This window comes from Roseobacter insulae (assembly GCF_019375555.1).
GTDB classification, from domain to species: domain Bacteria; phylum Pseudomonadota; class Alphaproteobacteria; order Rhodobacterales; family Rhodobacteraceae; genus Roseobacter; species Roseobacter insulae.
Window position 1 is genome coordinate 1 of record NZ_JAHXDN010000004.1, and the last position, 13,927, is coordinate 13,927.

Consider the following 13,927-nt stretch of genomic DNA (forward strand, 5'->3'; position numbering starts at 1 on the left):
ACCAAAACCTGAACAGAGCTAACCTAAATTAGCGGACTCATCGGGGAGCAGGTCAGGTCTAGCAAACGCCTGTACCGGCTTGCGTAACCGGCAAAAGCTGGCGCAATTGCAGTCAACGGCGTCTGCGAACCGCTGTACCGGCCGGATGCCAAAGCTCCAGCACTTCGTCAGTTACGATGGATAGGGGTTTAGTCCCCGTTCCGCTGCGAAACGATCAGCGCTCACCAAACGCCTTGTCGAGAGACCTTTGAACCGGTTTGGTCAAATAGTCCATCAGGCTGCGTTTATCGGTAACAATTTCCGCGTTTGTGGCCATGCCGACCCGCAAGGGCCGCTGCCATGCACCCTCCCCGATCGTATCGCGGCCCAGCCCGACCACACCCCGGAAATAGGAACGCCCGTCGACCGGATCGACAATGAAAGTTGGCGAAACGCTTTCGATCTCTCCCTCAAGTTCGCCGTAGCGCCGTGCATCATAGGTGGTCAGCTTGAGCGTGACGGTATCGCCAACCTTGATGTGACCGATATCATCCGTGTTGATGCGGATTTCCGCAACCAGCCGGTCCGTCGTGTTGATGAGTTCAAACATCGTGACACCAGCCTCGATGACCTCCCCCAGACGCGGGAAGGACACCGACTGAATAATGCCGTCGTCCGGCGCTCGCACCCGCAGATCCTGTCGCTGGTGCTCCAACGCACGAAGCTGGACGCGAAGCGCATCGCGTTCCTGTTGCAGGGCGACAAGTTCAGTCAGCGTTTCTTCCTTCAGCGCGAGTTCGTTTTCCATGGGCACGGCCTGCGCTTCGGCATAGTTGGCCCGCGTGGTTGCCAGTTGAATATCCGTGTCGATCAGGCGTCCGCGTAACTCGTCCAAGGTCTGCTGTTCGGCTTCGAACCGGGCGCGCGTGACATTGCCTGATTTGAACAGGTCCGACAACCGCTCAACCGCGGCGATCCGTTGGGTCACACGGTCCTCCATCAACGCGCGGGCCGCTTCCAATCTGTCGATGACATTGACCAAGTGAGACACCCGCTGGTCAGCGATTTTTTGTCGTGCCGTGTGCAAGGTGAGTTTCGTGAAGAGAAAATCAGAGGCTTCACCCGACGACGCGTCGCTTACCTGCATTTCCCTTTCAGGGTCGTCCAGAAAATCCAAAATCCGGGAAAGGGTGTCGATCTTCTCCGACACGCTGAGCATGGCTTGCTGCGTGTTTTCCTCATCCCGTTGCAGTCTGGGCGACACAAGCGTGGCCAACACCTGATCTTTCAAAACGCGTTGACCCTCGCGTACGAGTACGGAATCGACAACCCCGCCGCCGGGGCTTTCGATGCGGTGCGCGCGACCCGAAGGCACGATTTCTCCCTCCGCGCGCGCAAGTTCCGGGACGATGGTGACCGTCGCCAGGACGATCCCTCCCGCCAGAAACCCGGTGAGGGTTAGAATGATCATCGCGGCGATACGCGGTTGGCGACGCGTTTCGCGGGCGTTTTTACGTGCAAAAATGCCCATGTCACTGAACGGTGATTTGCGAGAGAACATGTTAGCTTTCCTTGCCTGCTGCGATGAGCGCTTCCATTTTTTTCCGCCCGTTTTTCCCGGTATCGTTTGAGACGACCCGTCCGCTCGCCATGAAAATGCAGCGATCGGCGAGTTGGATGTGAGCGGGGTCGTCGGAAATCATGATGATCGTGTGATGACCTTTCAGCGAGGCAAGATGATCTGTAACGGCTGCTTTTCGCATGTAATCCAAACCGGTGTTTGGCTCATTCAGCAGATAGACCGAGGCCGGGCGCGCGAAGCAACGTGCCAGGGCGAGCGCGTTTGAGGTGGCGCGTGGCAAGGTCTGCCGATACGCCTCGGACAAGCGTGTGTTCAACCCGTCGGGAAATTTGGCGACCTCATCCGCCAGCCCAACGGCACTCATTGCGCTTTCGATATCTTCGACGCGCGCGGTAGGGGAAGCCAGCCGGAAGTTCTGCAGCAACGTGCCATAGAAGATTTCCGGGTTCTTCTGCGCATAGCTGAACGACTGCCTCAGATCGTCTGTCGGTATCTGCCGCAAATCCATCCCATCCAGTTGCACCGACCCGATTGTCGGTTTGAACAGGCCGATGATCAGCCCAAGGAGCGTGGTCTTCCCGCTCCCGTTATTGCCGGCGATAACGACAAATTCCCCGGCCCGGATCTCCAGTGAAACCTGCGAGATTGCCGGGTCCGTCGCGCCGGGGAAGCGATGTGTCACGCCCGTGAAGGCGATATGCCCCTCAAAAGACTTCTGATGTGTCGACGCCGCACCCCGCACCATCTCCTGCGGCAAGGCAAGCACCCGGTCAACCTGTTGTTTGCTCTTCAAAAAGCCGGCAACCTGCGGCGCGTTGGCGTATAATGACTGCAAGGGTGTGAGCACTTTCCACACCAGTGACATCACGGCAATCAGGGCGCCGAACGTCATGGTGCCGTTGATGGCCGACAGGGTGCTCAGCACGATGGCGCCAACGCCCGCAATCGTCATCAGGCTTTGCGCAAAGGCCTGACAGATCAATTGAAACCGTCGGGCCTTGCGAGAGGCTTCCGCCGATTCCCAGGCCAGCGACGCATGTCTTTCCCGCCAGACGTCACCAAGGCCCAGACGGTGAATGCTGCGCTGTTGGCTCACCGTCTCGAACATGTAGCTTTGTTGTCTTGCCTTCACCTGAGAGACGGTTGCATTGAGCGATTGCTGCACCGGCAGCGTCATCCATATCGCCAGCACGAAGACCACGCTCAGCCCGACAATGAGAAAGCCGACCGGCGGTGCCAGCGCAAAGAGCAAGGCAAGGAAGATCAGCACGAACGGCAGATCCAGCAGCGTTGTCAGAACTTGGCCAGAGAATATATCACGCAGGCCTTCGAACTGCTTGAAGCGCGAAATCTGCTGCTCAACTTCGGATTTCTGAACCTGCTCAAGCGGCAAAGACATCAGTTTTCGGAAAAGTGCGAGCCCAAGGCGATGTTCGACCACGCGCCCAACGTAGGCAACGGTGCTGGAGCGCGCGAAGCGAAAACCCGCATCCGCCGCGAGAACCAATGCCGCAGCGAGACACAGTGACACAACAAGGTCTACCGAACCGGTGGGGATCACCCGGTCGTAGATGACCATTACCAGAAGAGGTGTCGCCAGACCCATGAGATTTGTCATCAGCGATGCAACCAGAAGCCAGGGTAAGACACCGCGGAACCCGCGGGTGATACTGCGGAAACTTTCGTAAGTTGCCTGCTCATCCTTTGGGCCGAAACGCTCCAGCTTGACAAGCGTGCCACGCTCCCTCGTCGGCTCTTGCCATGCTGGGGTCTGATCGGTGGTATCGCACACCAGGATCTGGCTGTCCTTACAATCCAGTATAGCGCGGATCGGGCCGGACGGGCTGACAAACAGGGAGGGGCAATCTGACTTTTCCACATCACTGAGGCGCGCCTCGGCAACCGAAAGGGGCACCCCAAGATTGTTGAGGGTCGTAATCAGATCGTCCGCATTCAGTTCCTGCACCAGATGTGGTGCGGCTTCGGACAGCCTGCGGTGACTGCTGTGCCAGCCGGCCGCCAGCATAAGCTTTTCCAACACGGCCAGACCGGGATTGATCGCAAGCTGCATCATGCTATGCGCAGCGTCGTCGCGGCAGTTTGCACGGCGTCGCCCCCTTCTGCGATATCATCGCCCCAGATCTGCGCATTGCCTGCCATATCGCCGACCAGAAGGACGGATTGATCGGCAAGATCCAACAGTTGGTCGCGTGGGGTTGCCATCACGATTGTTGTATGGCCCTTCAATTCTTGCAGGCAGGCCGCAAACCGCGATACCGATCGCTCATCGAGAGCAGAGGTGGCGCTGCTGATAAGGAGCAACCGGGGCTGCATCGCAAGCGCCCGCACCAGCGAGATCGCCTGGCTCATGGCAAAGCCGTTCTGGAGATGGCTGTTCTGGCCGATCGGCGTGCTATAGCCCAGTGGCATTCTGTGCACGATTTTTTCCAAGCCGATCTTACGGGAATAGGCCAGGGCACGCTCCACCGCATCGGCATCGCCAAAGCAGGAGATATTCTCGAGGATTGTCCCTGAAAAGATCGCGGGAGACTGGTCGACATATACGATGCCGCCCATGCCCCGTGTCGCCGAAAAGGCGCTGATAGGCTTTCCGTCCAGCAGCACGCTGCCCGAGGTTGGAACGGCTTCGGCAAGGATCAGCCTCAGGAGGGCCAATTTGCTCGCATCTTCGTCACCAACAACAGACAGCACGGTGCCCGCAGGCACATCGAATGAGACATTGGAAAACAGGTTATCGGTTTCGTTGTCCCGTGCCACCGTAACATCGCGAAACGTGAGATGGCCTTCGATATCCGTCTCGAACCTCGCCCCGGCCGGGCGCTGGCGAAGTGCGGCAACTTCATCGATTTTCTTGTTGGCAGCGTCGACATTTTCCGCCTGTACCCAGTGGCTGAGCATCTTCAGCAGTGGCTGGACGGTGCGCCCGTTCAGCAGCATACAGGCCGCCAGCTCCGCCATCCCGATCTGACCGATGATGATCAGGTATCCGCCGAAAAGACCCATCGCAGCAACCGCGGCTTGGGAAAAAAGAGCGCCAAAGGATTGCGAAATCCCGGAGAACTGAATGAGCTTGTGGCTGATATTGACCGACTGGTCCTGCAGCAGTTCATATCTCCTGAGCAGTTGCGGCTCCATCGTCTGCGCCTTCACGGTAACGATCTGGGACAGGCATTCGATCAGGAAAGAGTAGCGGCGTCCGTCGAGCGTTTTCCGGCTTTCGAAAATCGGACCTTGAGCGCGTTGAAGAACGATTTTGAACAGGAACAACAGCGCAAGGCTCACCAAGGGAATTGCAACCAACCAGCCGCCGATCAGACCGATCATCAGGATAAAGATCGCGGTGAATGGCAGGTCAATCGCCAGCAGGCGACCCTGCCCGGCGTAGTAATCACGCAATTGCGACACAGCGCTCAGGCGTTCGAAATGGGTGCCAGTGGTGCTGCGGCAATAGTCTTCGGGGTCCGCCCCAAGCGTTCGATCCAGAAAGCGGCTTCCAAGATTCAGTTCGAATTTCTGGCCCTGATACCCAAGATACACAATCCGCGCCCATTTCAGAGAAAAATCCAGCACGGTCGTGGCGCAAAGCCCGATGAACAGAATGGTCAGCGTCGAATAGGATTCAAAGGGAATGACACGATCGAAAACCTGCAGAACAACAAGCGGTAATGCCAAGCCAAGCAAGTTGATTGCCAGAGTTGCAATCACGACAGGCCAGCCGATCCTGGGTGGCGCAATCAGCGCATGATCTGATCTCTTGCGACCCGGCATTCAGGACAGGACTCCCGTCATTTTCCCAACCTCTCTCTTGCGGGATCACCCCTTACGATTTCGTTTAGCCATCTACATTGATGCAAACAATTTCAGTAAAATCAGCTTGTTAAACAGGAACTCCTTAAGTCCGCATTAAACTTGCACGGCAATGAAGGGTCAGTTGCTCAGGAGCCCGCATATGTCAGATCAGGACAAGCAAGATGTTGAAGAACAGATTTTCTTCGAAGAGGAGAATACGTCTTCTCTGAAGGAGAAAATCGCGATCCAAAGCGCCAAGGGCGGTGAGATCGCGCAAGAGGATACATCCCGCAACGCGTTGCACACCGGCGAGCGGCCAGACGCGGATCCTGAGCGCCAGCTTCAGGATGACGAGGGCGGCAGTGATAGCCCTGATGCACTCTCCGGGTCGCTGCAGGCCAGCGCGCTTTCGGCATCTGCGGCGGATGACACCGACAGCACATCACCGGATGTGACCCTCGACCAATCCGCGGGTCTGGACACAAACGACGATGCCTCCTTGGGGTTGCAACCGGCCCCGATGGCCCGCCTCAGAAGAACCGCAGGGTCCAATGATCAACAGGAGGTCCTGCGCGCCCCTGACGCGGGATCGACCGCCAGTATCACAGAGAGCGACGGACCCTTTGCACCGGCCAGCCCGACATCGCAACCCGGGGCGATCGCAGGTACCGGGACGGATGCCGATGACCCCGAAACACCGAACCGCGCGCCGGACGCAATCATCCTCGACCGGATGGAAGTCGCGGAGAACCAGGAAGGCGCCGTGGTCGGCAAGCTCAGTATTGCTGACGCGGATACGGCCGATAGTCACGATATCACGCTATCAGATGATCGCTTCGAAGTGGTCGATGGAGAGCTCCGCCTGAAGCCGGGCGTCACCCTGGATCACGAAGCCGAAAGTGCGATTTCCCTGAACGTCACCGCGACAGACAGTGGCGGCGCACAATACACGCAAAGCTTCGATATTACTGTGGCCGATGTAAATGAAGCCCCCACAGAGCTGGCGCTTGAAGGCGGGTTTATTGCCAGCAACACCGCAGGCGCGGTTGTTGGCCGCGTGACCCTGACCGATCCGGATGCCGGGGATACCCATCAGTACTCCGTGTCGGACGACAGGTTCGAAGTTGCGGATGGCGTTTTGAAACTTCGCGACGATGCGGTCGTTTCAGATGCCGAACTGGGCGTGCTCAACGTTCAGGTGACGGCGACGGATCAGGGCGGCGCCTTGATATCGGAGACGTTTGCGTTCGAGGCCGTCGATGCCGCTGATGTCGCCCTGTCATCCGGTTTCCACGCAAGCTATTTTGATGTCGACCATTCGCTGAGCCGGCTGGACCAGATCGACTGGTCAAGCGATCCGACGCATGAAGAGGTGGTCAGCGAGATCAACTACAAAAACGGGCGCGCCTCGTTCTGGGAGGGCGGCGCAACTGATACCTTTGGCGCGAAGATCACCGGCAACATTGACGTTGAAGAGGGCGGAAGCTTCGACTTCTTCCTGGGCGGCGACGACGGCGCAATGCTGTTCGTCAACGGCGTGGAGGTCATTGAGAATGATGGCTTGCACGCGTATCACACGCGCTCCGGTCAGATCGAACTGGAGCCGGGAACCCACACGATTGAGGTGCGCTATTTTGAGAACTATGGCCATGCGGGCCTTAAGCTTGAGTGGGACGGTCCGGGCACAGATGGTCGTGAATTGGTTACGTCACCCGGTGTGGATGATCTGCAGACCGTAAACGGCATCCCGCTGACGCTCGAGCTGGATTTGAACGCACCCGGGACTGGTGCTGCCCATCAGGTCACGCAGTTCATCGAGGGTCTGCCGGAAGGAACTGTCGTCAGCGCCGGTGACATGACGGCGGAAGCGGGCGCGGATGGCGCGGTCGAGATCTCCAGTTGGGATACAGCCCTGCTGTCGATCCAGACACCCTTGGGTTTCATCGGCGACGTCTCCGCCCAAATCGTCACGACAACGGCTTTCGACGACGGCGGCGCGGTGTCCACGACCAATGATCTGGAATTTTCGGTCAGCCAGGCGGACCTGCCACCCCACTCCGCGCAAATGCAAACGGGGTTTCACGCGAGCTATTTCGACGTCAACCACTCGTTGCGCCAGCTCGATCAGATCGATTGGTCAAGTGAGCCAACCCATGAAGAGGTGGTCAGCGAGATCAACTACAAAAACGGGCGCGGTTCGTTCTGGGAAGACGGGTCGGCCGATACCTTTGGCGCCAAGATCACCGGCAACATCGAAGTTGAGGAAGGCGGAAGCTTCGACTTCTTCCTGGGCGGCGACGACGGCGCGATGCTGTTCGTCAACGGCGTGGAGGTCATTGAGAATGATGGCTTACACGCGTATCACACCCGTTCCGGCGAGATCGAACTGGAGCCGGGAACCCACACGATTGAAGTCCGTTACTTCGAGAACTTTGGCCATGCAGGGCTCAAGCTGGAATGGGATGGTCCGGGTACCGATGGTCGCGAACTGGTGGTGGCCAGCGACGATCTCAGTGTAGCGGAAAACGGCGTTATTCCCGTCAACATTGGTGGAGGAGAGCTGTCAGACCAGGCGAGCGTTCAGATTTCCGGACTGCCGGAAGATACGATCCTGATGAGCGAAGACAATGTCTTGGTGGCTGATGGCAACGATGTGGATCTGACCGGTTGGGACCTCACGCTCCTCGAAATCGCGCCACCGCCCGGCTTTGAAGGGACGATCAGCGGAGAAATCACGACAACCGACGTCGCCTTTAACGGGCAGGAACAGACCAGCTCGGACTCGTTCTCGATCAACGTGGGCGAGGTGAGCACCAGCGATGAAGCACAATCAGACCAGCATTCGGCGCAACTCATGACCGCCGACGACGAGGATACGGGGTCAGGCGACTGGGTGGCGGCCTCAGAAAGCGAACCGCGAGACGACGACAGCAGCGAAGATGTGATGAATGAGGATGTCGAACACCAGGGTTCGGAAGCGCAAGGCTACGAGGTGACGGAAACCTACGAGCGGCAGGACTGGTAAGCCGCGGTCGCACGAGGTGGTCGCCCCGACACCGACTGCCGGCTGTCCTCTATGCCTGCAATAGCCACTTGGGATATGAGCTGTCGGGATAAGCGTCGCGACCCGGACAACGCGGTTCGCCTCCAACATCCTGCACCTCCAGAATGCCGCAATCCTGCAGGCCGCATGTGTCCCGGCAACGATCTGACCCAACCAGACAATCGCCGCCGCACCGCAGCCACGTGCACTGAAGTGCGCCCCGCGCGCTGATCAAGCCGACTTCTGCGCGGCTGCAGGGGAGTAGTCGGCATCAAGACTGCCCAAGCTGAATGCCGGGGGGCAAAAGGGATCACTACGTCATTGACGGCATTGCCGGGCCCGCCCCAAAACGAGGCGTCCGAGCGGACGGCAGGACGGGGATACAGATACTCGGCAGGCTAAATAACCGCCTGCCCCGGCGATTTCTCAAATACTTTGACGGTGGAACCAACCACACGGCATCGCGTCAGCGACGCTTGCCGCCGTCCCCCCCGAAAGAGAATGGCGCGCTTGGCGTGCATCCTTCGGGGTTGACCCGAAAATCATCACGTACGGGACCGTTTCCATCCCGGACGCATCGGGAGTCACCATGTGCAGACCCGGCCATCGCACAAAGCGCTGCTTACATCGCGACAACAGACGCAACAGCGTGGTCAATTGCATCCGCCGTCCGTTCCAGGTCGTCCGACGTGATCGCCAGCGATGGGTAAAGCTTCGCCGGGGACTTGAGCACTCCCCGCGCACGCAATGCCGCATTGTAAACCGCGTTGACCGCGGAGTCGTCATGCTGTGCACTACGGTAGTCCGTACAGGCAGTGGCCGAGAAATAGAGATCAAAGAGCGTTGGATCGCCACAGACCTGATGCGGGATACCGGCCGCATCCAATGCCCGTGATTGAAGGTCCTGCAGAAGCTGCCCGGTATCGCGAAGCTGATCATAGGCACCTTGCCGTCGCAGAATTTCCATCGTCTTCAATCCTGCTGCGGCAGCGACCGGATTGCCCGACAGCGTGCCCAGCTGCATCAACCAGCCCTCCCCCGCCAAGGCCTTGTCGAAATGGTTCATGATCTCTGTGCGCGCGCCAAGCGCCGCCAGGGGGAAACCGCCACCGATGATCTTACCAAGCGTGCAGATATCGGGCACCACGCCGTATTTTTCCTGCGCGCCCCCATAGGCCAACCGGAAACCAGTGACGATTTCGTCAAAGATCAGCAGCGCATGGTGTTTATCGCAGAGCGCCCGCACACCTTGCAGAAACCCGGGTGCCGGCGGGATAATTCGCTGCAGCGGCTCCATGATGATCGCCGCGACATCGCCATTTTCAGCAAGAAGCGACTCCAGCGCCGCAAGATCATTGAAAGGCGCAATGATCATCTGGTCCGCCACGCTTTGGGGAATGCCCGCGCTGTCGGGCACGGCTTGCGGAAAGTTGACATCCTGGTTTGGCGCAAGGCTCATCTGAGCCTCGGCGCTCATACCATGGTAGCCACCTTCGAACTTGAGGATTTTGTCGCGCCCCGTGAAGGCGCGTGCCAAGCGGACCGCGTACATATCCGCCTCGCCGCCCGAGGTGACAAACCTGATCTGTTCGCAACAAGGAACCGCGTTGCAGATTTCCTCGCCCAGTTCGATGCCCTTGGTGTTGTTGGCAAAAAAGGTCATTCCCTTGGGCAATTGTTCGAAAACTGCCTCCAGGACCTCGGGATGACCATGCCCCAGAAGCATTGGCCCGGATCCGATCAGGTAATCCACATATTCCTTGCCGTTCTCGTCCCATACCCGGCTGCCCTGCCCGCGCGCAACGATGATTCCCGGATCAAAATTGCCAAACCCGGCGGCGGGTAACACCTGCGCGGCCCGGGCCACCCATTCATCCTGGTTGTGAAGTCTTTGCATGGGCGACCCCCCGATTGCGATTTCATGGGTGTGCGGTGCCGGGCACCACCACGATATTGCCGGTATGTTCCTTCGCCACAAAAGCCGCCTGGGCGGCGTGCAACTCCTCCAGCGGGAAAGTCTTTGCCAACATCGGTTTCACCTCGCCTTGTTCGATGTAGCTCACCAGACCCCCGAAGACGTGCGGCGGCAGCACGGTTGATCCGGTGAAGGTCAGATCCCGCAGGTAAAGCGTGCGCAGGTCCAGTACGACCATCGGGCCCGCAATCGCACCCGAACAGGTATATCGCCCACCCCTTTCGAGCACGTCAATCAGCGTTTCGAAGTAGTCGCCACCCACGATGTCGGCAACAACACTGACCGTATCCCGGCCAATGGCCGCGTTCAGGGCCTTTTTGAGGTGGGCCGGTGCCCGGGGCAGAAGGGCCACCGGGTTCAGCCTTGCGACATCGGCATGCTTGGCCTCGCTGGCCAGACAGACGACCCGGGCGCCACGTCTGGTAGCGAGCTGGACCAGCGCGGACCCCACGCCACCAGACGCACCGGTGACCAACACCGTGTCATCCTTCTCAACCTGCGCACGGCAAAGCATGCCCTCGGCCGTGGAATAGGAACACGGGAACGTGGCCAGTTCCGCATCACTCAACGGGCTGTCAACGACACGCGCATTGCGATGATCGACAACTGTGTATTCGGCGAAACCGCCATCGCATTCTGACCCGAAATACCCGGTCTTGTTCCTGTTAAGCGGATCGTCCCAATCACGCAGCCAGCAGTCGACCATCACCCGCTTGCCCATCAGGGCAGGATCGGCACGGCCACCAACTGCAACGACCTCGCCAACCACATCCGCGCCCTGAATACGTGGAAATGAGATGGGAGCCCCGCCCCAGGACGGATCGTCCTCGCCGACATCGGGTTGGGCCGCATTCGTTGTCGCGGCAGTGACGGATTTTGAGTACCACCCCGACCGTGTGTTCACATCCGTATTGTTGAGCCCGCACGCACCGACCTTGATCAGCACCTGATCCGGCGAGGGTCTGGGGGTGGGCCAATCGGTGTGAAATTCCAGGGCTTCGGGGCCGCCGTGCTGTTTGAGCACAAAGGCATTCATCGTCTCGGGAATCGTCATTCTGAAAGCTCCTTCTGAGCATCCGCGCGCGGCAATAGGCTTGCGGGATCATACGCCGGTTCGCCGAGCACCTTAGCGGCACGCGCTGTGCCCGCAATGACGACTTCCAGAACCGTGCCGGGGGGCGCCGCATCCGGCCTGACGTATGCAAAGGCCAGGATTCTACCAACGCTATGTCCGTAAACCACGGAGGCGGTTGTACCGACAACCTCGCCGGCCATCATGACCGCCTCACCGCCATGCCCGTCCTCGATGCCGTTCGGCTCTATGTCGAGGTAGGCACAGATCCAGGGCAGGTGGTCACGGTCCGACAGCGTTTGATCCTTGCCGAGAAACTCCTTGTCGGTTTTGACAAACCGCATCATATCGGCCTCGGGCAACGTGACTTCATTCGTCAGCTCAGCCGCGCCCTTGAAGGCTTTTTCCATGCGCATGACATTCATCGCGAAGGAGCCATAGTCAGTGATCCCGTGCTCTTTGCCGGCGGCCCAAAGGGCCTTGTAGACGGCACGGCATGCCGCGTTCGGCATGTGCAACTCCCAGCCCAATTCCCCTGCATATGACATGCGCAGCGCCCAAACCCAGTGGCCCGCAAGTTTGATTCTTCGGGCCGTGAGCCAGCGAAAATGCGCGTTGTCCAGACGCGCGTCGGTGGTCGCCGCCAGCACATCCCGGGCGCGCGGCCCGTTCAGTGACAGCGCGGACCATTCTGTCGACAGGGCGGTCACGTTCACGCTTTCTGACCGTGTGTTCTGCGACAGATGATCCAGCAGGCGTTGTTCAAAGAACGCAGCACAGACAAGATAGTATTCATTTTCGGCCAACTTGATGATGGTCGTCTCCAACTCGATCCGACCACGCCGGTTGAGCATATGCGTCAAGACGATCGAACCGACCTTTTGTGGCACCCGGTTGGCACATAAACGATCCAGCAATTCATGGGCATCACCGCCGGTCACCAGGATTTTGGCAAAAGCCGTGACATCCATGATGCCTACCGCTTGCCGCACGGCCTTGACCTCCTGCCCGACGATCCCGTCGACAACTGTGCGACGGAACGAGTAGTGATCTGTCTGCGGCACATCGTTTCTGGCAAACCATCGCGGCCGTTCGAACCCAAATACCTCTTCGTGCACCGCGCCCTTGGATTGCAGCACCTCGTAGAGGGGCGAGGTCTTTACCGGGCGCCCGGCCAGGCGGTTCAGATGTGGGAACGGAATCTCGTGACGCAGGCAATAGTCTTCCTTGGCCTTGGTCACCTGCCACGCAGCGTCCGCGTAGGTGCCGAACCGGCGCGGATCATAGTCGCGCATGGAAATGTCCGACGCGCCATGCACCATCCATCGCGCCAGTTCCCGTGTCAGCCCCGGCCCCCAGCCAATACCGATTTGCGTGCCGCAACAACACCAGTAGTTTTGCAGTCCCGCCGCCGGGCCTATCAGGGGGTTACCATCGGGCGGGTGAGAGATTGCCCCATGCACCGCGCGGGCAATCCCGAGGTCCGCGAGAACGGGCATGCGGTTGAGGCTTTCAGCCAACCACGGCATCACACGATCATAATCGGGGGCAAAGAGCTCGTTCTCCGCCTCCCACGGACAATGGTCTTCCCAGACCGTATTGGGGTTTTCCTTTTCGTAAATACCGATCAATCCGCGGTGTTGCTCCATTCGGATGTAGCCTGACACTTTCTTGTCGTCGCGGATCACGGGCAGTTCTGTGTCCAGATCGGAAAACTCCGGCACCGGCTCCGTCACGAAATAATGATGCGTTATCGAGGTCATTGGCAGCTGCAAGCCGGACCATGCCCCCATTTGACGGGCGTAGGTGCCACCGGCATTGACAACATGCTCGCAGCGAATGGCGCCCTGCCCGGTCTGCACCAGCCACTCGCCGCCAGCCATCCGGGAAATATTGGTCGCCCGGCATTGCCGGATGATCCGAACACCCCGTTGCCGCGCCCCCGCAGCCAGGGCCATTGTCACATTGGTCGGATCCACGTGACCGTCATCCGGCGTATGCAGGGCGCCAAGAACGCCATCAAGATTATAGAAGGGGTGCAGTTCGGCCACGCGCGCAGGGCTGACAAGCGCAATGTTGAACTGTAACGCCCGGCCGACAGACAGCGTGTGGCGCAACCAGTCCATCTCCTGCTCGGTATAGGCAAGGCGAAGGGAGCCGCAGCCATGCCAGGTAACCGGCTGGCCGGTATCATCCTGCAGTCCACCGGCGTAGAGGCCGACGTTGTAGTCCACGCATTTACCCAGGCCGAACGAACTGGTGGAGTGGGTGATTTGCCCGGCCGCGTGCCATGTGGAACCGGAGGTCAGCTCCGCCTTTTCCAGCAGAACCACATCGTGCCAGCCTTCGCGGGCAAGGTGATAGGCCAGACCACACCCCATGACACCACCCCCGACGATGACGACCCTGGCCTGCGTCGGGAAATCCGTACCCGCCATAATCTTGCACCTATGCCCGAAAAATTCC

General features: G+C 59.2%; 7 protein-coding genes. 1 reads left to right on the top strand and 6 read right to left on the bottom strand.

What is annotated here, in order from left to right:
- Nucleotides 1–214: 214 nt before the first annotated feature.
- The 3 genes from KX928_RS14260 to KX928_RS14270 are packed head-to-tail and all read right to left on the bottom strand — an operon-like array spanning nt 215 to nt 5,350.
- A complete protein-coding gene (locus KX928_RS14260; RefSeq protein WP_219503888.1) occupies nt 215–1,540 on the bottom strand; it encodes an HlyD family type I secretion periplasmic adaptor subunit in 1,326 nt (441 codons plus the stop codon).
- A 1-nt stretch (nt 1,541) separates the two neighbouring features.
- Complete coding sequence (locus tag KX928_RS14265; protein WP_257883804.1) at nt 1,542–3,635, bottom strand: peptidase domain-containing ABC transporter; 2,094 nt, start codon at nt 3,633–3,635, stop codon at nt 1,542–1,544.
- Entirely contained in the window at nt 3,632–5,350 is a 1,719-nt protein-coding gene (locus KX928_RS14270; protein WP_219503891.1) for an ABC transporter transmembrane domain-containing protein, read from the bottom strand. The genes KX928_RS14265 and KX928_RS14270 overlap by 4 nt, the downstream gene beginning before the upstream one ends.
- 181 nt (nt 5,351–5,531) lie before the next feature.
- Here KX928_RS14270 and KX928_RS14275 point away from each other — a divergent pair, with 181 nt between their 5' ends.
- Complete coding sequence (locus KX928_RS14275; RefSeq protein WP_219503894.1) at nt 5,532–8,396, top strand: PA14 domain-containing protein; 2,865 nt, start codon at nt 5,532–5,534, stop codon at nt 8,394–8,396.
- A 640-nt stretch (nt 8,397–9,036) separates the two neighbouring features.
- On the opposite strand, the gene KX928_RS14280 is transcribed toward KX928_RS14275, so the two are convergent.
- From KX928_RS14280 to KX928_RS14290, 3 genes are read right to left on the bottom strand one after another with little or no spacing between them, the layout of a single operon-like run.
- Entirely contained in the window at nt 9,037–10,311 is a 1,275-nt protein-coding gene (locus KX928_RS14280) for an aspartate aminotransferase family protein (RefSeq protein ID WP_219503898.1), read from the bottom strand.
- Nucleotides 10,312–10,333: 22 nt separating this feature from the next.
- Nucleotides 10,334–11,443 carry an alcohol dehydrogenase family protein gene (locus tag KX928_RS14285; protein WP_219503900.1) on the bottom strand — a complete coding sequence of 370 codons (1,110 nt, stop codon included), beginning with the start codon at nt 11,441–11,443 and terminating at the stop codon, nt 10,334–10,336.
- On the bottom strand, nt 11,440–13,899 hold the full coding sequence (locus KX928_RS14290) for an FAD-dependent oxidoreductase (RefSeq protein ID WP_219503904.1): 2,460 nt from the start codon (nt 13,897–13,899) through the stop codon (nt 11,440–11,442). The genes KX928_RS14285 and KX928_RS14290 overlap by 4 nt, the downstream gene beginning before the upstream one ends.
- Between the last annotated feature and the right edge of the window lie 28 nt (nt 13,900–13,927).

What these genes read in the sequence shown, in the direction of transcription:
- KX928_RS14260 (WP_219503888.1), bottom strand. Translation starts at nt 1,540, where the DNA reads ATGTTCTCTCGCAAATCACCGTTCAGTGACATGGGCATTTTTGCACGT.
- KX928_RS14265 (WP_257883804.1), bottom strand. Translation starts at nt 3,635, where the DNA reads ATGATGCAGCTTGCGATCAATCCCGGTCTGGCCGTGTTGGAAAAGCTT.
- KX928_RS14270 (WP_219503891.1), bottom strand. Translation starts at nt 5,350, where the DNA reads ATGCCGGGTCGCAAGAGATCAGATCATGCGCTGATTGCGCCACCCAGG.
- KX928_RS14275 (WP_219503894.1), top strand. Translation starts at nt 5,532, where the DNA reads ATGTCAGATCAGGACAAGCAAGATGTTGAAGAACAGATTTTCTTCGAA.
- KX928_RS14280 (WP_219503898.1), bottom strand. Translation starts at nt 10,311, where the DNA reads ATGCAAAGACTTCACAACCAGGATGAATGGGTGGCCCGGGCCGCGCAG.
- KX928_RS14285 (WP_219503900.1), bottom strand. Translation starts at nt 11,443, where the DNA reads ATGACGATTCCCGAGACGATGAATGCCTTTGTGCTCAAACAGCACGGC.
- KX928_RS14290 (WP_219503904.1), bottom strand. Translation starts at nt 13,899, where the DNA reads ATGGCGGGTACGGATTTCCCGACGCAGGCCAGGGTCGTCATCGTCGGG.